The sequence below is a fragment of the Pseudomonas sp. LPB4.O genome (assembly GCF_038383825.1).
In the GTDB taxonomy this organism is placed as follows: Bacteria; Pseudomonadota; Gammaproteobacteria; order Pseudomonadales; family Pseudomonadaceae; genus Aquipseudomonas; species Aquipseudomonas putida.
This window is the reverse complement of the sequence record NZ_CP151298.1, coordinates 6,020,577-6,037,482: the sequence shown is the minus strand read 5'-3', so window position 1 is coordinate 6,037,482 and position 16,906 is coordinate 6,020,577. Positions and strand designations below refer to the sequence as shown.

Here is a 16,906-nt window from a genome sequence, read left to right as displayed (position 1 = left end):
GTTCACATGAGCAAGTACTCAGATCAATTCAAGCTCACCGCCGTCCAGGCCTACCTGGAGGGTGGTGAAGGATTTAGAACAGTAGCTCGGCGATTTGCAGTGGACTTCAGCCTGCTGCGGCGCTGGTTCTCCGCTTTCCAGAAGCATGGTCAGTTCAGCCTGCGCAAAACCGGCCAGCGGTACAGCACGGCCTACAAGCGCTCAGTCCTTGAGTACATGCACAAGCATCAGCTTTCCTTGCGCCAGACCGCCGCCCATTTTGGTCTTGGTCAGTCCTCGCAGATAGGCATTTGGGCGCGGCAGCACTACAGTGGGAGTCTGGATTTACCTGCTCCCAAGAGAAGAAAACCCGCTGCCATGTCGAAAAAGCCTTACCCCATAAAACCTACGACGTCCGATGACACCGATAAAAGCCGCGACCAGTTGCTGGCTGAGCTTGAGTGGCTGCGTATGGAGAACGCTTACCTAAAAAAGCTGGAAGAACTGAAGAAGCAGGAGCGAAGTCAGCCCAAAAAGCCCTGATCGTGTCGGCGCTCAAGGACAGGTTTCCCTTGGCCGCCGTTCTGCAACTGGCTGACTTACCTCGCAGCACGTTCTATTACCAACTTCAGGCGCAGGCCAAACCTGACAAGCATGCTGTCCTGAAACAGCTGATTCAGCGTGTCTATCACGAGGAAAAAGGGCTCTACGGTTACCGGCGTGTGACGGCGGTGATCCGCAACGCCGGCACCTTGGTTAACAAGAAGGTCGTAGAACGCTTGATGGTCGCGCTTGATCTTCGCTCACTCGTACGGCCCAAAAAGTATCGGTCGTACAAGGGCGTCGTCGGCACTATCGCGCCTAACCTGCTGGAGCGAAACTTCCTCGCGCAGCGCCCGAATCAGAAGTGGGTGACCGATGTGACCGAGTTTAAAGTAGCTGAGAAAAAGGTCTATCTCTCTCCTGTGATGGACTTGTACAACGCCGAAATCGTGGCATACGAAGTGGCCAGCAGGCCTTGCCTCGGGCTGGTTACCAACATGCTGGACAAGGCCTTCAAGCGCCTGGGAAACAAGCCGAAGCTGGTGCTTCACTCGGATCAAGGGTGGCACTACCAGCACTCCCAGTACCGCCATAAGCTGGCAGAGCGAGGACTGAACCAGAGCATGTCACGCAAAGGAAACTGCCTGGACAATGCGGCAATGGAGAGCTTTTTTGGTACGCTTAAGTCCGAGTTTTTCTACCTGAAGCGTTTCGAGAGCGTTGAAGAACTGAAAGCCGGTCTGGACGAGTACATCCACTACTACAACCATGACCGCATCAAGCTAAAGCTCAATGGCATGAGCCCTGTGGAATACAGGGCCCATGCTGCTGAGTCTGCTAGCTGAAACTGTCCAACTTTTGGGGGGCAGTCCAGGGATATCACAAGGCCTGAAGACAGTGATTACCCTGTGGGAGCGGTTTACCCGCGAAGAGGCCTTTACATTCAGTGCAAATGCAGCAGGATTCAGTTCTGCTCCAGCACCCACTGGCGCTTGCCCGCCGCCAGCTCCGGCATTTCATCCGGTTGCGCACGGTTCACTGCCTGGAAAATCTCCAGCGTGTCGCCATCACGCTTGATGATGAACGGTGCACCACGCTGGTTACGCTCCAGCCACAGGCTGTCATTGCTGCCGCCCATGGTCGCGCAGTCGCCTGCCAGGCACAGTGCGAAACGGTCTGGCCCCGGCAGGCCGGTGACGTTGCCGGTGTCGCTGAAGCGCACGCTGGCACCTTTGCCCTCGCCTTCGACCACCTTCCAGTTGCCGCCCAGGTAGGCCTGGTACAGCGCTTTCTCGAAGCTGCTGCCCAGCGGCGCATTGGCAGTCGCCGGCGCCTTGGCACGGACGAAGGTCTGCTTGGCGCCACGCTGGTCGACGGCTTGCAGCTCGTCACCGTCGAGCGACAGCTGCTCGGTCTGGCCGCCCTCGAAGCTGGCCTGCCATTGCTTTTCGTTGCTGCTCAGCTGGCCGTCAGCGGCCTCGAAGCCATTGCTGTAGCTGGCCTGCTGGCTGGCAACGTCGAGCTTCCATTCGAATACGGGGCCGTGTTCATTCAGCGCTTGGCGCAGGCTGCCGCCTTTTACCGCAGCAGTGATGGCCTCCTGGTTGATCCAGGTGCCGTTGAAATCTTCGGGTTTGTGGCTGGCGCAGCCGCCCAGTAGCAGGGCTGCCAGCGCGAGGGGCAGTGCTTGACGCATGACGGGATAACCTTGCAAAGGAGGGGGTGACGGGCAGGGCGCCCGTCACCGGGGCATCATTCGATGACCAGGATGGCGTCCATTTCGACCTGGGCGCCTTTCGGCAGCGCGGCAACGCCAATGGCGGCGCGGGCCGGGTAGGGCTGTTCGAAGTAGCGGCCCATTACCTCGTTGACCTTGGCGAAGTGGCTCAGGTCGGTGAGGAAGATGTTCAGCTTGACGATGTCCTTGAACGAACCGCCAGCGGCTTCAGCCACGGACTTGAGGTTCTCGAACACCTGCACGGTCTGGGCTTCGAAGCCTTCGACCAGTTCCATGGTCTTAGGGTCCAGAGGGATCTGGCCCGACATGTACACCGTGTTGCCGGCCTTGATCGCCTGCGAGTAGGTGCCGATGGCGGCTGGGGCCTTGTCGCTAGTGATGACGGTCTTGCTCATGATGACTCCTTGCGGTTGGCGGACTACGTACGCATGCGGGTGATGCGGACCACACCGGTCAGGGTACGCAGCTTCTTGATCACACGCGCCAGGTGCACACGGTCGTGCACGCTGACCACCAGTTGGACCACGCTGATACGGCCGTCGCGTTCGTCCATGCTGATCTTCTCGATGTTGCCGTCGGCGGCGTTGACGCTGCTGGCCAGCAGGGCGATAAGGCCGCGCTGGTGCTCCAGTTCGACACGCAGTTCGACATTGAACTCACCGGTGATGTCCTTGGCCCAGGAAAGCTGTACGCACTTCTCCGGGTTATGGCGGATTTCACTGATGTTGCGGCAATTCTCCAGGTGCACGACCATGCCCTTGCCGGCTGACAAGTGGCCGACGATCGGGTCGCCAGGGATTGGCGTGCAGCACTTGGCGTAGCTCAGCACCAGGCCTTCGGTACCACGGATCGCCAGCGGGCCTTCCGGTGCAGGCAGTTGCTCGCCGTCGGCCGACAGCAGGCGGCGTGCGACCACGTAGGCCATGCGGTTGCCCAGGCCGATGTCTTCGAGCAGGTCTTCGATCAGTTCCAGGCGGTACTCGGCGAGAATCGCCTGGATGCGCTCCTGGGGGATTTTCTCCAGGCTGCTGTCGAAGCCGGTGAGCACCTTGTTCAGCAGGCGTTCGCCCAGGCTGATGGACTCGGAGCGGCGCTGTTGCTTGAGCGCGTGGCGGATGTGCGTGCGCGCCTTGCCGGTCACCACGAAGTTGAGCCAGGCCGGGTTCGGCCGTGCGCCTGGGGCGCTGACGATTTCCACCGTCGAGCCGCTTTGCAGCGGTTCGGACAGCGGCGCCAGGCGGCGGTTGATGCGGCAGGCGATGCAGCTGTTGCCGACGTCGGTGTGCACCGCGTAGGCGAAGTCCACCGCCGTGGAGCCTTTGGGCAGCTCCATGATGCGGCCTTTGGGCGTGAACACGTAGACTTCGTCCGGGAACAGGTCGATCTTCACGCTCTCGATGAATTCCAGCGAGTTGCCGGCACGCTGCTGCAGTTCGAGGATGCCCTTGACCCACTGGCGCGCGCGGGCGTGGCTGCCCTTGGGCTGCTCATCGTCGTTGGACTTGTACAGCCAGTGCGCGGCAATGCCGTTGTTGGCCATCTCTTCCATCTCACGGGTGCGGATCTGGATTTCGATGGGCACGCCGTGCATGCCGAACAGCGTGGTGTGCAACGACTGGTAGCCGTTGGCCTTGGGAATCGCGATGTAATCCTTGAAGCGACCGGGCAGCGGCTTGTACAGGTTGTGCACGGCGCCAAGCACGCGGTAGCAGGTATCGACCTTGTCGACGATGATGCGGAAGGCATACACGTCCATGATCTCGTTGAAGGCACGGCGCTTGCCGCGCATCTTCTTGTAGATGCCATAGAGGTGTTTCTGCCGGCCGCTGACCTCGCCCTCGATGCCGTCGGCAGCCAGGCAGTTGGCCAGCGAATGCTCGATCTTGGCGACGATCTCTTTGCGGTTGCCGCGTGCGCTTTTCACCGCCCGGTGAATCAGCGACGAGCGCATCGGGTGCATGGCCTTGAAGCCGAGGTCCTCGAACTCCACGCGCACGGTGTGCATGCCCAGGCGGTTGGCGATGGGGGCGTAGATTTCCAGGGTTTCCTTGGCGATGCGTCGGCGTTTTTCGCCGGACAGCACTTCCAGGGTGCGCATGTTGTGCAGGCGGTCGGCCAGCTTGACCAGGATCACGCGAATGTCGCGGGCCATGGCCATGGCCATCTTCTGGAAGTTTTCGGCCTGCGCCTCGGCCTTGGTCTCGAAGTTCATCTGGGTCAGCTTGCTGACCCCATCGACCAGTTCGGCCACCGTCTCGCCAAACTGCTGGCTGAGGGCTTCCTTGGCGATACCGGTGTCTTCGATCACATCGTGCAGCATGGCCGCCATCAGGCTTTGATGGTCCATGTGCATGTCGGCGAGGATGCTGGCCACGGCCAGCGGGTGGGTCACGTAGGGCTCGCCACTGCGGCGGCGCTGCCCATCGTGGGCCTGTTCGGCGTAGAAATAGGCGCGCCGGACCAGGTTGACCTGTTCGGGGCCAAGGTAGGTCGACAGCCGTTCGGCCAAGGCTTCTATACCCGGCATGGGTTCACCTCCTGCGGAGGACGAGGGCCTTGCGCCGTGCGACGTCGACCTGGCATCAATCAGACAGCCTCGTTGTTCTCGTCCTCGAAGGCGGCGAAGACCGGATCCTCGGTGACGATCTCTTCAGCGGCGATGAACTCGTTGGTGACGATGCCTTCGGCGATTTCACGCAGGGCAACAACGGTCGGTTTGTCGTTTTCCCACGCAACGCGTGGCTCTTTGCCGCCGGTCGCCAGCTGGCGAGCGCGCTTGGTCGAGAGCATGACCAGCTCGAAGCGGTTATCCACGTGTTCCAGGCAGTCTTCAACAGTTACGCGGGCCATGGTCTTCCTCAGTAGCAAATGCGGTGGGCGTGCAGCCCAGTAATGGGCAGGCGGACTCGATAGTATAAAAATTCACCAGCCAATAGGGAAGCGCTGTTTTGCCGGGCGGTCACCTTGAAGCACTGTGTTTGCTTCTTCGCGGGTTAACCTGCCCCCACAGGCACCGCCTACCCTGTGGGAGCGGGTTTTCCCGCGAAAGGGCCGGAACAGACAGCCGCAATACTTGAGCCGACGATAACCTCAGAGCATCGCGCCACGCAACCGCGGCGTCAGCTCTTCGAAAAGGGTCTGCACCGAGCGCAGCGCCCGGCAATCCGGCCGGGTCAGCAGCCACAGCTGGGTGTCGCAACCCGGCAGCGGTCCGCTCAGCGCATCCACGCCGGGCAGGGCGTGCACCATGTAGTCCGGCAGCGCCGCCACGCCCAGGCCGGCAGTTACCAGCTGGGCGATGGTCGACATGCCGCTGCACTGATAGCGCGGGCTCAACCCAGGGTGCTGCTGGTTGCGCCAGACCACCGTGGGGTGGTCCTGCATCGAGTCGTCGGGGGCGATCCATGGCACACCGGCGGGCGACTCGGCCAGGCGCTCGCGCCACTGCGGCTGGCCGCAGACCACATAGGAAGTGGACCCCAGGTTGCGACCCACCAGGTGCTCCGGTGGTGTGTTGGTCAGGCGCAGGGCAATGTCGGCATCACGCCGGCTGAGGTTGGCGAAGGTGTTCGAGGTGCCCATCTCCAGCGACAAGGCCGGGTAGTTGGGCATGAACTCGGCCAGCGCCGGCAGCAGCAGGCTATGCATCACCGCCTCGGTGCAGGTCACCCGCACCGTGCCGCTTACAACCTGCTCGCCACTGGTCATGGCAATGCGCGCCGCCTCCAGCGCCTGTTCCGCGCGCTCGGCCTGCTCCGCCAGGGCCTGGGCAGTGTCGGTCGGCAGGTAGCCCTTGCGGCTCTTGACGAACAAGGCGGTGCCCAGCGCCGACTCCAGCCGTCGGATCGAGCGGAATACCGTCGAAACGTCGACTTTGAGGAGCTCGGCGGCTTTGGCCAGCGAGCGGCCGCGCTCCAGTGCCAGGACCAGGGAGAGGTCGGCGTGGGTGATCTGATATTGCATTGGTGCACGCTCTGCTTGCCGAATTGCCAATGTCTGTTGCGTCGGGGCCATTTTATAGTGAAACGGCCCCCCGGAATCAATGCGTCCGGTCGGGTAACCAATCCCCACGATGGGAAAGTGAAAAAAACAACAGCTGCAACCATCGTCGCCCGTGAGGCGCCAGCCGTATCCCCACATCGCCGCAGCACATCAAAGGATGTACACCATGACGTCGGTAACCCCGTGCGCCAGTTCTTCCAGCGAGATGAATGACTTCCTCCAGGCCCATCCGGAAACGCAGTACGTCGACCTGCTGATCTCCGACATGAATGGCGTGGTACGTGGCAAGCGCATCGAGCGGGCCAGCCTGCACAAGGTGTACGAGAAAGGCATCAACCTGCCGGCTTCGCTGTTCGCCCTGGACATCAACGGTTCCACGGTAGAGAGCACCGGCCTTGGCCTGGACATTGGCGATGCCGACCGCATCTGCTTCCCTATCCCCGGCACGCTGTCGGATGAGCCGTGGCAGAAACGCCCCACCGCCCAGCTGCTGATGACCATGCACGAGATCGAAGGCGCGCCGTTTTTCGCCGACCCGCGTGAAGTGCTGCGTCAGGTGGTGAGCAAGTTCGACGATCTGGGCCTCACCATTTGCGCGGCGTTCGAGCTGGAGTTCTACCTGATCGATCAGGACAACCTCAACGGCCGCCCGCAGCCGCCGCGCTCGCCCATTTCCGGCAAACGTCCGCAGTCGACCCAGGTGTACCTGATCGACGACCTCGACGAATATGCCGACTGCCTGCAGGACATGCTCGAAGCGGCCAAGGAGCAGGGCCTGCCTGCCGATGCCATCGTCAAGGAAAGCGCCCCGGCGCAGTTCGAGGTCAACCTGCACCACGTGGCCGACCCGCTGAGGGCCTGCGATTACGCGATCCTGCTCAAGCGGCTGATCAAGAACGTTGCCTACGACCATGAAATGGACACCACCTTCATGGCCAAGCCCTACCCGGGCCAGGCCGGCAACGGCCTGCACGTGCATATCTCGCTGCTGGACAAGAAAACCGGCAAGAACATCTTCTCGAGCGATGACCCGCTGCAAAGCGACACGCTGCGCCACGCCATTGGTGGTGTGCTGGAGACCATGCCGGCGTCGATGGCCTTCCTCTGCCCGAACATCAACTCTTACCGCCGCTTCGGCGCGCAGTTCTACGTGCCCAATGCGCCGAGCTGGGGCCTGGACAACCGCACCGTGGCCGTGCGCGTGCCTACCGACAGCAGCGAAAACGTGCGCCTGGAACACCGCGTGGCCGGCGCCGATGCCAACCCGTACCTGATGCTCGCGGCAATCCTTGCCGGCGTGCATCACGGCCTGACCAACAAGGTCGAGCCGGATGCCCCGATCGAGGGCAACTCATACGAGCAGCTGGAACAGAGCCTGCCGAACAACCTGCGTGATGCGCTGCGCGCGCTGGACGACAGCGAAGTGCTCAACCAATACATCAGCCCGGACTACATCGATATCTTCGTGGCCTGCAAGGAAAGCGAGCTGGCCGAGTTCGAAGTGTCGATTTCCGACCTTGAGTACAACTGGTACCTGCACACGGTGTAAGCCCATGAGCGCAAATGCGGTCCCCTTGATCGGTGTCAGCGCCTGCCGCCAGCAGGTGGGGAAGAACTCGTCGCACACGGTAGGCGACAAGTATATCGAGGCGGCCGGCTTTGCCGGTTTGCCGCTGATCCTGCCGGCCCGAGACGGGGGCAGCGACACGCAGGCGCTGTTGGCCCGGCTGCACGGCATTGTTTTTACCGGCTCGCCTTCAAATATCGAACCGCATCATTACAATGGCGCCCCTAGCGTAGCCGGTACCCGGCACGATCTGGCGCGCGATCGCCTGACCCTGCCGCTGCTGCAGGCAGCGATTGCCGCCGGCGTGCCAGTGTTCTGCATCTGCCGTGGCTACCAGGAACTGAATGTGGCGCTTGGCGGCAGCCTGCACCAGCGCGTGCAGGAAATGCCCGGGTACCTTGACCACCGCGAACCTGAGGACGCACCCCTGGAGGTGCAATACGGCCCTCGTCACCCTGTCGGCATCGAGCCAGGCGGGTTGTTCGAGCGCCTGGGCCTGGCGGCGCAGTTCGAGGTCAACTCGCTGCACAGCCAGGGCATCGACCGCCTCGCCCCGGGCTTGCGTGTCGAGGCACGGGCCCCGGATGGCCTGATCGAAGCGGTATCCATGCCTGCGGCGCCGGGCTTTGTGCTTGGCGTGCAGTGGCACCCGGAGTGGCGCTTCACCGAAAACCCGGTCTCGCTGCGCCTGTTCCAGGCGTTTCGCGAGGCCTGCGTTGCCTACGCGGCACGGGAGGGCGCACGGCAGGAGACATTCTGACGTCAGCCGAAGGTCTTGGATGACTGGTTCCCGGCAGCAAGCTTTCAATGAGTGAAAGCAGGCCTTGTGCGCAAGGCCTGCGAAAACAATTCCAAAATTTACGGCAAATACTCATGAGCAATTATACAGAAGCCGGCCGCCCACCCGATGTGGCGGCCGACGCGGGCAACACCCAACGCGGCAAGGGCTTGGCCAAAGGCCGCCTGGGCCTGCTGGCCAGCGTGGTGCTGGGCATTTCCACCATCGCCCCGGTCTACACCCTGACGGGCGCCCTTGGCCCGACCGTGCGCGAGGTGGGTGCCCACCTGCCAGCCGTGTTCATCGTCGGCTTCCTGCCGATGCTGCTGGTGGCCCTGGGCTACCGCGAGCTGAACTCGGCAGAGCCGGACAGCGGTACTTCGTTCACCTGGTCGGCGCGTGCCTTCGGCCCGATGATCGGCTGGATCGGCGGCTGGGGGCTGGTGGTCGCCACCACCATCGTGCTGTCGAACCTGGCGGGGGTGGCGGTCGATTTCTTCTACCTGTTCCTTGGCCAGATCACCGGCAAGCATGAACTGGCAGCGTTGGCCGACAACCTGTTGATCAACATCAGCACCTGTTGCGTGTTCATCGGCCTGGCCGTGTGGATCTGCTGTCGCGGCATCGCCACCACCATGACCGTGCAGTACGGCCTGGTGGCCCTGCAATTGCTGGTGCTGATCGGCTTTGCCTTTGCCGCCTTCGGCGGCACCACTGCGCCGCCACCGCTGGCGTTCGATTTCGCCTGGTTCAACCCGTTCGGTGTCGAGTCGTTCTCGGCCTTTGCCGCCGGGCTGTCGCTGTCTATCTTCATCTTCTGGGGCTGGGACACGTGCCTGACCGTCAGCGAAGAGTCTGTGGGCAGCGAAGAAGTGCCAGGCAAGGCCGCCACCTGGACGGTGATGTTGATCCTCGGGCTGTACCTGTTCACCGCCATCGCCACTCTACAGTTTGCCGGTATCAGCGAAACCGGGCTGGGCCTGAACAACCCACGCATCCAGGAGAACGTCTTCGCCCACCTGGCCGGCCCGGTCATGGGGCCGCTGGCAATCCTGATGTCCATCGCCGTGCTGGCCAGCACCGCGGCATCGCTGCAGTCCACCTTCGTGGCACCGGCGCGCACCCTGTTGGCCATGGGTTACTACGGTGCGGTGCCGCAGAAGTTCGCCAGCGTCTGCCCGCGCTCGCAGACCCCGCGCTACGCCACCATTTGCGCTGGCCTGGCAGCAGGCCTGTTCTACGTGACCATGCGTACCCTGAGCGAGAACGTGCTGGCGGACACCATCACCGCGTTGGGCATGATGATCTGCTTCTACTATTCGCTGACCGCGTTCGCCTGCGTCTGGTATTTCCGCGCCAGCCTGTTCGACAGCCTGCGTCACTTCATCATGCGCGGCCTGTGCCCGCTGGTCGGTGGGGTTATCCTGTCGGTGATCTTCGCGCGGACCGCCATCGACAGCGCCTCGCCGGACTTCGGCAGTGGCTCGCATGTGGGCGGGTTGGGGCTGGTATTCGTGATTGCCGCGATCATCTCGGTGCTCGGCATCGGGCTGATGATGCTGTCGCGCATGCGGGCGCCGGCTTACTTCCTGGGGGCTACCCTGCGTCAGCAGGCTACCCTGCCTTTGCAGGAATGAAGCGGCGGGGCGCTTTGCGCCCCTTTCGCGGCACAAGGCCGCTCCTACAAAGGCACGGCGTACGCTGTCAAATGTAGGAGCGGCCTTGTGCCGCGAAAGGGCTGCAAAGCAGCCCCGTGTGGTATCTCAGGAGAGCAGTTCTTTCAGCAGCCCGCTGTTTCGCTGTTGCTGCTTCTTCAGCAGCAGGCGATTCGAACGGAACACCGCCTTCAAGTCTTCCAGCGCCGCGTCGAAATCATCATTGATGATCACGTAGTCATACTCGTCGTAGTGCACCATCTCGCTGACCGCTTCCTTCATGCGCCCGGCGATGATCGCTTCGCTGTCCTGCCCGCGGCCGTCCAGGCGCTGACGAAGCGCTTCCTGGCTTGGCGGCAGGATGAACACCGACAACGCCTGCGGCATCAGCTTGCGCACCTGCTGGGCGCCTTGCCAGTCGATCTCCAGGATCAGGTCATAGCCCTGGTCCAGGGTCTGCTGCAGCGCACTGCGCGAGGTGCCGTAGAAGTTGCCGAACACTTCGGCATGCTCCAGGAAGTCGCCTTGCTGGATCAGCGCCTTGAACTCCTCGTGGACAACGAAGTGGTAGTTCACCCCGTGTTCCTCGCCCGGGCGCATGGCGCGGGTGGTGTGCGAGACCGAGACGCGGATTTGCTGGTCGTCCTTGGTCAGGGCTGTTACCAGACTGGTCTTCCCGGCGCCCGAAGGGGCCGAAACGATGTAGAGGGTGCCGCTGCTGTGATTCATGGTCGGGTTGGCCTTACTCGATGTTCTGTACTTGTTCACGCATCTGTTCGATCAATACCTTCAGGTTGACCGCCGCTTGCGTGCTGCGTGGGTCGAAGGCCTTGGAGCCGAGGGTGTTGGCTTCGCGGTTGAGTTCCTGCATCAGGAAGTCCAGGCGTCGGCCGGCGGCGCCGCCACCCTTGAGCACGCGGCGCACTTCGGTGACGTGAGTGCTGAGGCGGTCGAGTTCCTCGGCCACGTCGCTCTTCTGGGCCAGCATCACCATTTCCTGCTCCAGGCGCTGCGGGTCGAGTTCGGCCTGCATGTCGCCGAAACGGTCGAGAATCTTCTGCCGCTGCGCCGCCAGCATCTGCGGCACCAGGGCGCGCAGGGTGGTGACTTCGCTGGTCATGTTGTCCAGGCGCTCGTTGATCAGCCGGGCCAGTTCCTGGCCTTCGCGCTGGCGGCCGGCCTTGAGTTCGGCCAGTGCTTCGTCGAACAGGGCCATGGCTTCGGCGTTCAGCGCCTGTGGGTCACTGGTGTCGGCCACCAGCACACCCGGCCACGACAGCACTTCCAGCGGGTTCAGCGGTGCCGGCTGCTTGATCAGGCCGGCCACTTCCTCGGCGGCTGCGACCAGCTGTGCCGCGCGCTCGCGGTCTACCTTCAGCGGCTTGCCGTTGCTGTCTTCATTGAGGCGCAGCGTACATTCCACCTTGCCCCGCGAAAGGCCCTGGCGCAGGCCTTCACGCACGGCACCTTCGAGGTCGCGCAGGGCCTCTGGCAGGCGCAGGTGGGGTTCCAGGTAACGGTGGTTGACCGAACGCAGCTCCCAGATCAGGGTGCCTTGGCTGCCGGCGCGCTCGACACGAGCAAAAGCGGTCATGCTGTGCACCATGGGGAGTACCTCGCGTAGATGAATGAACGGTGGGAGCCTCTCGGCTGCAAGGCGCAGGATTGTAGCGCAGTGGGGCCTCGGCGCCCAATCCACCTATGTTACAGAGGGGTGGCCATGGCAGTCGGAAAAGGCGACGGGCTGTGTCGGGCGCGACAATAGGCATGTCTTCCCCGCGCTGCGGGCTCTATAATGCTCGGCAGATTCAAAGTCCCAGTACAGGTATCCCAGATGAAACGTCCAAGTGGTCGCGCCGCCGATCAGCTCCGCTCGATCCGCATCACCCGCAACTACACCAAGCACGCCGAAGGGTCGGTACTGGTCGAGTTCGGTGACACCAAGGTCATCTGCACGGTCAGCGTGGAAAACGGTGTGCCGCGCTTCCTCAAAGGCCAGGGCCAAGGTTGGCTGACGGCCGAGTACGGCATGCTGCCGCGCTCCACCGGTGAGCGTAACCAGCGCGAAGCCAGCCGTGGCAAGCAGGGTGGCCGCACCCTCGAAATCCAGCGCCTGATCGGCCGTTCGCTGCGCGCCGCGCTGGACATGAGCAAGCTGGGTGACATCACCCTGTATGTCGACTGCGACGTGATCCAGGCCGATGGCGGCACCCGTACTGCGTCCATCACCGGTGCCATGGTCGCCCTGTGCGACGCCTTGGCGGTGATCAAGAAGCGCGGCGGCCTGAAGGGCGGCAACCCGCTCAAGCACATGATTGCTGCCGTGTCGGTAGGCATGTACCAGGGCGAAGCCGTGCTCGACCTGGACTACCCGGAAGACTCCGCTGCCGAAACCGACCTGAACGTGGTGATGACCAGCGCCGGTGGCTTCATCGAAGTGCAGGGCACCGCCGAAGGCGCGCCGTTCCAGCCGGAAGACTTCAACGCCATGCTCGCCCTGGCGCAGAAGGGCATGAACGATATCTTCGAGCTGCAGCAGGCTGCTCTGGCTGACTGACTGTTCCTGTAGATACGAAAAAGCCGACATCAATGTCGGCTTTTTCGTGTTTGAACAGCAATCAGATGGTCAACGTCCAGTCATAGTCCACGATCAGCGGCGCATGCTGGGAGAAGCGCGGCTGACGCGGCAGGCGGGCGTTGCGCACGAAGCGGCGCAGGCCCGGGGTGAGGATCTGGTAGTCGAACCGGTAGCCCAGGTTGAGCATCTCGGCCTGCTCGTTGTCCGGCCACCAGCTGTACTGGTCGCCTTCACGGCTGACTTCGCGCAGGGCATCGACGTAACCCATCTCGCCGGTGATCGCATCCATCCAGGCGCGTTCCGGCGCCAGGAAGCCCGGTGACTGCTGGCTGTCACGCCAGTTCTTGATATCGAGCTTCTGCTGCGCCACGTAGAACGAGCCGCAATAGATGTATTCGCGACGTTTGCGACGCTGTTTGTCCAGGTACTTGGCGAAGTCGTCCATCAACTTGAATTTCTGGTTCAAGTCTTCGTCGCCGTTCATGCCCGAAGGCAGCAGCAGGCTGGCAATACTGACTTTGTCGAAATCTGCTTGCAGGTAACGCCCGTAGCGGTCGGCTGTCTCGAAGCCCAGGCCGGTGATGACTGCCTTGGGCTGCATGCGCGAGTAAAGGGCCACACCACCTTGGGCAGGCACCTCCGCGTCGCAGGCATAAAGGAAATAGCCATCGAGCTGGAAAGCTGGGTCATCGAGTTCAAAGGCCGAGGCGCGGGTATCCTGAAGGCAGATGACGTCGGCATTCTGGGCTTGTAGCCAGCTGAGCAAACCACGCTCGGCCGCAGCCTGAATGCCATTTACGTTCACACTGATGATCCGCATAAATGGCCCCAAAAATCTCGTGCGTGTATGATACCCGAGCTCAACCCATTTAGCTAAATCCGTGGTGTCCGGGACTATTCATGCAGCCGTATCAGCGCGACTTTATCCGTTTTGCCATCGATCGCGGGGTACTGCGTTTCGGTGAATTCACCCTGAAATCGGGGCGTACCAGCCCGTATTTCTTCAATGCCGGCCTGTTCAACACCGGTTCTGCATTGGCCGAGCTGGGGCGGTGCTATGCCGCAGCCATCGTCGATAGCAAGATCCCGTTCGACGTGCTGTTCGGCCCGGCCTACAAGGGTATCCCTCTGGCGGCGACCACTGCCGTGGCCCTTGCCGATCAACATCAGCTCGACGTGCCATGGTGCTTCAACCGCAAGGAAGCCAAGGACCACGGCGAAGGCGGCAGCCTGGTCGGCGCGCCGCTGGCCGGTGATGTGCTGATCATCGACGACGTGATCACCGCCGGTACCGCTATCCGCGAGGTCATGCAGATCATCAACGCCCAGCAGGCCAAGGCCGCTGGCGTGCTGATCGCGCTGAACCGCGAAGAGCGCGGCAATGGCGAACTGTCGGCGATCCAGGAAGTGGAGCGCGACTTCGGTATCCCGGTGGTCAGCATCGTTTCGCTGACCCAGGTGCTGGAGTTCCTGGCCGATGACCCGCAGCTCAAGCAGCATCTGCCGGCTGTCGAGGCTTACCGGGCGCAGTACGGGATCTGATCCTGGCCTGGCTTGGCAAAGAAAAAGGCGACCTTCGTGTGAAGGTCGCCTTTTTTGTGCCGCCAGTTCCGGCCTCTTCGCGGGCTTGCCCGCTCCCACAGGTACAGCGCCGTCTCTGAGGGCGATGAAGATCCTGTGGGAGCTGGCTTGCCGGCGATGAGGCCGGGACAGGTTAACGATCAGCGTGGTTTGCGATTGGTAATCAGGGTACCCACGCCGCTGTCGGTGAAAATTTCCAGCAGCACCGCGTTCGGTACGCGGCCGTCGATGATGTGCGAGCTGTTCACGCCGCCCTGCACCGCATCCAGTGCGCACTTGATCTTCGGCAGCATGCCGCCGTAGATGGTGCCGTCGGCGATCAGTTCGTTGACCTGCTCGGTGGTCAGGCCGGTCAGTACCTGGCCTTGCTTGTCCATCAGGCCGGCGATGTTGGTCAGTAGCATCAGCTTCTCGGCCTTCAGCGCCTCGGCTACCTTGCCTGCCACCAGGTCGGCGTTGATGTTGTACGACTCACCGTTGGCGCCCACGCCGATCGGCGCGATCACCGGGATGAAGTCACCCTTCACCAGCATGTTCAGCAGGTCGGTGTTCACGCTCACCACTTCGCCCACGTGGCCGATGTCGATGATTTCCGGGGTGGTCATCTCGGGGGTCTGGCGGCTGACGGTCAGCTTGCGGGCGCGGATCAGCTCCGCGTCCTTGCCGGTCAGGCCGATGGCGCTGCCGCCGTGGCGGTTGATCAGGTTGACGATGTCCTTGTTGACCTGGCCACCCAGCACCATCTCCACCACGTCCATGGTCGCCGAGTCGGTGACGCGCATGCCGTCGATGAAGTGGCTTTCGATCGACAGGCGCTTGAGCAGGTCGCCGATCTGCGGGCCACCACCGTGGACCACCACCGGGTTGATGCCCACAGCCTTCATCAGCACGATGTCACGGGCGAAGCCTGTTTTCAGCTCCTCGCTTTCCATCGCGTTGCCGCCGTACTTGATCACCAGGGTCTTGCCGACAAAGCGGCGGATGTAAGGCAGTGCTTCGGACAAAACCTCGGCTACATGGGAAGCGGCATCGCGATCGAGGGTCATGCAGGGCTCCTGTAAGGAACAGATAGTCGGTCAGAACGGCAGTTGCAGCTCAGGCTCAACCCGCAGCAACTGGGTACGGAATACATCCTTGATACGTTGCAATTCGGCGTCGCTGTCGGCCTCGAAGCGCAGCACCAGCACCGGCGTGGTGTTGGAGGCGCGAACCAGGCCCCAGCCGTGGGGATAGTCGACCCGCACACCGTCGATGGTGGTCAGGCTGGCTTCGCCCCAGTCGGCGTCGCGTTGCAGTGCATCAATGATGCTGAATTTACCCTCGTCGGTCACATCAATATTGATTTCCGGCGTGGAAATATCGTTCGGGAAGGCGGCAAACAGGTCTTCGGCGCTCTGCTCGGCCTTGCTGAGGATCTCCAGCAGGCGCGCGGCGCTGTAGATGCCGTCGTCAAAACCGTACCAACGTTCCTTGATGAAGATGTGACCGCTCATTTCGCCGGCCAGCAGCGAACCGGTCTGTTTCATCTTCTTCTTGATCAACGAATGGCCGGTCTTCCACATCAGTGCGCGGCCGCCATGCTGTTCGATCAGCGGGGTGAGGCGACGGGTGCATTTGACGTCGAAGATGATTTCGGCGCCCGGGTTGCGCGCCAGCACGTCCTGGGCAAACAGCATCAGCAGGCGGTCTGGGTAGACGATGCTGCCGGTGTTGGTCACCACGCCGACGCGGTCGCCGTCACCGTCGAAGGCCAAGCCGATGTCGGCGCCGGTTTCCTTGACCTTGGCGATCAGGTCTTCGAGGTTTTCCGGCTTGCCCGGGTCCGGGTGGTGATTGGGGAAGTTGCCGTCGACTTCGCAGAACAGCGGGATCACTTCGCAGCCCAGGGCTTGGATCAGCTGCGGTGCGACCACGCCGGCGGCGCCGTTGCCGCAGTCCACCACCACTTTGAGTTTTTTGGCCAATTTCACGTCGCTGACGATCTGCTGGAAATAACGCTCCAGGATTTCGACTTTTTCCACGCGGCCTTCGGCCAAGGTCAGGTCGTTGGTTTTCAGGCGGGTCAGCAGGGCCTGGATCTGTTCGTTGGCCAGGGTGTCGCCGGCGATGACGATCTTGAAACCGTTGTAGTCCGACGGGTTGTGGCTGCCGGTCAGCATCACGCCCGACTTGCCGGCCAGCACGTTGGCCGCGTAGTACAGCGCCGGGGTGGGCACCAGGCCGACGTCGCTGACATGGCAACCGGCGTCAACCAGGCCCTTGATCAGCTGTTCGACCAGCATTGGGCCCGACAGGCGGCCATCGCGGCCTACAGAAACCTGCGGTTCACCCTGGGCCAGGCTCTGCGCGCCGATGGCGCGGCCGATCCAGTAGGCGGTTTCGGCGTGGAGGGTTTTGCCGACCACGCCGCGGATGTCATACGCGCGGAAAATGCTGTCGGGTAGTGCGGCGGGGACCAGGTGGGCCATATCGTTCATCTCTGGAA

16 protein-coding genes are annotated in these 16,906 nt (G+C 62.4%); 6 read left to right on the top strand and 10 right to left on the bottom strand.

The genetic code is table 11. The annotated features are described in order from the left end of the window. Nucleotides 1–6: 6 nt before the first annotated feature. Nucleotides 7–1,367 (top strand): IS3 family transposase gene (locus MRBLPB4O_RS27270; RefSeq protein WP_341796297.1). Its coding sequence is split into 2 segments (ribosomal slippage): nt 7–475 and nt 475–1,367, totalling 1,362 coding nucleotides; the frame shifts between segments, so codons are not numbered across the junction. Between the two features lie 119 nt (nt 1,368–1,486). On the opposite strand, the gene MRBLPB4O_RS27265 is transcribed toward MRBLPB4O_RS27270, so the two are convergent. From MRBLPB4O_RS27265 to MRBLPB4O_RS27245, 5 genes are all read right to left on the bottom strand, one after another. Further along, the gene (locus tag MRBLPB4O_RS27265) at nt 1,487–2,218 is read right to left on the bottom strand and encodes a hypothetical protein (RefSeq protein ID WP_341797140.1); all 732 of its coding nucleotides are present in this window, start codon (nt 2,216–2,218) and stop codon (nt 1,487–1,489) included. A gap of 56 nt (nt 2,219–2,274) precedes the next feature. Next, the gene (locus MRBLPB4O_RS27260; RefSeq protein WP_016489827.1) at nt 2,275–2,655 is read right to left on the bottom strand and encodes a RidA family protein; all 381 of its coding nucleotides are present in this window, start codon (nt 2,653–2,655) and stop codon (nt 2,275–2,277) included. A gap of 23 nt (nt 2,656–2,678) precedes the next feature. Continuing rightward, a complete protein-coding gene (gene spoT / locus MRBLPB4O_RS27255) occupies nt 2,679–4,787 on the bottom strand; it encodes a bifunctional GTP diphosphokinase/guanosine-3',5'-bis pyrophosphate 3'-pyrophosphohydrolase (protein WP_016502233.1) in 2,109 nt (702 codons plus the stop codon). Between the two features lie 59 nt (nt 4,788–4,846). Continuing rightward, nucleotides 4,847–5,110: a DNA-directed RNA polymerase subunit omega gene (gene rpoZ / locus MRBLPB4O_RS27250; RefSeq protein WP_003253383.1), complete on the bottom strand. Its 264-nt coding sequence runs from the start codon at nt 5,108–5,110 to the stop codon at nt 4,847–4,849. 240 nt (nt 5,111–5,350) lie between these two features. Further along, nucleotides 5,351–6,223 carry a LysR family transcriptional regulator gene (locus tag MRBLPB4O_RS27245; protein WP_341797139.1) on the bottom strand — a complete coding sequence of 291 codons (873 nt, stop codon included), beginning with the start codon at nt 6,221–6,223 and terminating at the stop codon, nt 5,351–5,353. A gap of 205 nt (nt 6,224–6,428) precedes the next feature. Between MRBLPB4O_RS27245 and MRBLPB4O_RS27240 the strand changes: the two genes are divergently transcribed. The 3 genes from MRBLPB4O_RS27240 to MRBLPB4O_RS27230 all read left to right on the top strand — a co-directional run bounded on the left by MRBLPB4O_RS27240 (nt 6,429) and on the right by MRBLPB4O_RS27230 (nt 10,244). Next, nucleotides 6,429–7,811: a glutamine synthetase family protein gene (locus MRBLPB4O_RS27240; protein ID WP_341797138.1), complete on the top strand. Its 1,383-nt coding sequence runs from the start codon at nt 6,429–6,431 to the stop codon at nt 7,809–7,811. A gap of 4 nt (nt 7,812–7,815) precedes the next feature. Further along, nucleotides 7,816–8,589: a gamma-glutamyl-gamma-aminobutyrate hydrolase family protein gene (locus MRBLPB4O_RS27235; RefSeq protein WP_341797137.1), complete on the top strand. Its 774-nt coding sequence runs from the start codon at nt 7,816–7,818 to the stop codon at nt 8,587–8,589. 113 nt (nt 8,590–8,702) lie between these two features. Continuing rightward, nucleotides 8,703–10,244, top strand: coding sequence for an APC family permease (locus tag MRBLPB4O_RS27230; RefSeq protein ID WP_019471048.1), 1,542 nt, complete (start codon nt 8,703–8,705; stop codon nt 10,242–10,244). Nucleotides 10,245–10,370: 126 nt separating this feature from the next. Here the strand turns inward: MRBLPB4O_RS27230 and gmk are convergent, their stop codons facing one another. Together gmk and MRBLPB4O_RS27220 are read right to left on the bottom strand one after the other, a co-directional pair. After that, nucleotides 10,371–10,991, bottom strand: coding sequence for a guanylate kinase (gene gmk / locus MRBLPB4O_RS27225; RefSeq protein WP_243055119.1), 621 nt, complete (start codon nt 10,989–10,991; stop codon nt 10,371–10,373). A 13-nt stretch (nt 10,992–11,004) separates the two neighbouring features. Continuing rightward, the gene (locus tag MRBLPB4O_RS27220; RefSeq protein WP_016502227.1) at nt 11,005–11,868 is read right to left on the bottom strand and encodes a YicC/YloC family endoribonuclease; all 864 of its coding nucleotides are present in this window, start codon (nt 11,866–11,868) and stop codon (nt 11,005–11,007) included. Between the two features lie 228 nt (nt 11,869–12,096). Between MRBLPB4O_RS27220 and rph the strand changes: the two genes are divergently transcribed. Beyond that, on the top strand, nt 12,097–12,819 hold the full coding sequence (gene rph, locus MRBLPB4O_RS27215) for a ribonuclease PH (protein WP_016489819.1): 723 nt from the start codon (nt 12,097–12,099) through the stop codon (nt 12,817–12,819). Between the two features lie 61 nt (nt 12,820–12,880). On the opposite strand, the gene MRBLPB4O_RS27210 is transcribed toward rph, so the two are convergent. Beyond that, entirely contained in the window at nt 12,881–13,660 is a 780-nt protein-coding gene (locus tag MRBLPB4O_RS27210; protein ID WP_003253401.1) for an exodeoxyribonuclease III, read from the bottom strand. Nucleotides 13,661–13,740: 80 nt separating this feature from the next. On the opposite strand from MRBLPB4O_RS27210, the gene pyrE reads away from it, so the two are divergent. Then, nucleotides 13,741–14,382 (top strand): orotate phosphoribosyltransferase, encoded by a 642-nt coding sequence (gene pyrE / locus MRBLPB4O_RS27205; RefSeq protein WP_003253405.1) that lies wholly within the window; start codon nt 13,741–13,743, stop codon nt 14,380–14,382. 179 nt (nt 14,383–14,561) lie between these two features. On the opposite strand, the gene argB is transcribed toward pyrE, so the two are convergent. After that, nucleotides 14,562–15,467 carry an acetylglutamate kinase gene (gene argB / locus MRBLPB4O_RS27200; protein ID WP_004575216.1) on the bottom strand — a complete coding sequence of 302 codons (906 nt, stop codon included), beginning with the start codon at nt 15,465–15,467 and terminating at the stop codon, nt 14,562–14,564. A 30-nt stretch (nt 15,468–15,497) separates the two neighbouring features. After that, nucleotides 15,498–16,898, bottom strand: a complete 1,401-nt coding sequence (locus MRBLPB4O_RS27195) for a phosphomannomutase/phosphoglucomutase (RefSeq protein ID WP_341797136.1) — start codon at nt 16,896–16,898, stop codon at nt 15,498–15,500. Between the last annotated feature and the right edge of the window lie 8 nt (nt 16,899–16,906).

What these genes read in the sequence shown, in the direction of transcription:
- rpoZ (WP_003253383.1), bottom strand. Translation starts at nt 5,110, where the DNA reads ATGGCCCGCGTAACTGTTGAAGACTGCCTGGAACACGTGGATAACCGC.
- MRBLPB4O_RS27265 (WP_341797140.1), bottom strand. Translation starts at nt 2,218, where the DNA reads ATGCGTCAAGCACTGCCCCTCGCGCTGGCAGCCCTGCTACTGGGCGGC.
- MRBLPB4O_RS27195 (WP_341797136.1), bottom strand. Translation starts at nt 16,898, where the DNA reads ATGAACGATATGGCCCACCTGGTCCCCGCCGCACTACCCGACAGCATT.
- rph (WP_016489819.1), top strand. Translation starts at nt 12,097, where the DNA reads ATGAAACGTCCAAGTGGTCGCGCCGCCGATCAGCTCCGCTCGATCCGC.
- MRBLPB4O_RS27235 (WP_341797137.1), top strand. Translation starts at nt 7,816, where the DNA reads ATGAGCGCAAATGCGGTCCCCTTGATCGGTGTCAGCGCCTGCCGCCAG.
- MRBLPB4O_RS27230 (WP_019471048.1), top strand. Translation starts at nt 8,703, where the DNA reads ATGAGCAATTATACAGAAGCCGGCCGCCCACCCGATGTGGCGGCCGAC.
- MRBLPB4O_RS27260 (WP_016489827.1), bottom strand. Translation starts at nt 2,655, where the DNA reads ATGAGCAAGACCGTCATCACTAGCGACAAGGCCCCAGCCGCCATCGGC.
- spoT (WP_016502233.1), bottom strand. Translation starts at nt 4,787, where the DNA reads ATGCCGGGTATAGAAGCCTTGGCCGAACGGCTGTCGACCTACCTTGGC.
- MRBLPB4O_RS27240 (WP_341797138.1), top strand. Translation starts at nt 6,429, where the DNA reads ATGACGTCGGTAACCCCGTGCGCCAGTTCTTCCAGCGAGATGAATGAC.
- argB (WP_004575216.1), bottom strand. Translation starts at nt 15,467, where the DNA reads ATGACCCTCGATCGCGATGCCGCTTCCCATGTAGCCGAGGTTTTGTCC.
- pyrE (WP_003253405.1), top strand. Translation starts at nt 13,741, where the DNA reads ATGCAGCCGTATCAGCGCGACTTTATCCGTTTTGCCATCGATCGCGGG.
- MRBLPB4O_RS27220 (WP_016502227.1), bottom strand. Translation starts at nt 11,868, where the DNA reads ATGGTGCACAGCATGACCGCTTTTGCTCGTGTCGAGCGCGCCGGCAGC.
- MRBLPB4O_RS27210 (WP_003253401.1), bottom strand. Translation starts at nt 13,660, where the DNA reads ATGCGGATCATCAGTGTGAACGTAAATGGCATTCAGGCTGCGGCCGAG.
- gmk (WP_243055119.1), bottom strand. Translation starts at nt 10,991, where the DNA reads ATGAATCACAGCAGCGGCACCCTCTACATCGTTTCGGCCCCTTCGGGC.
- MRBLPB4O_RS27245 (WP_341797139.1), bottom strand. Translation starts at nt 6,223, where the DNA reads ATGCAATATCAGATCACCCACGCCGACCTCTCCCTGGTCCTGGCACTG.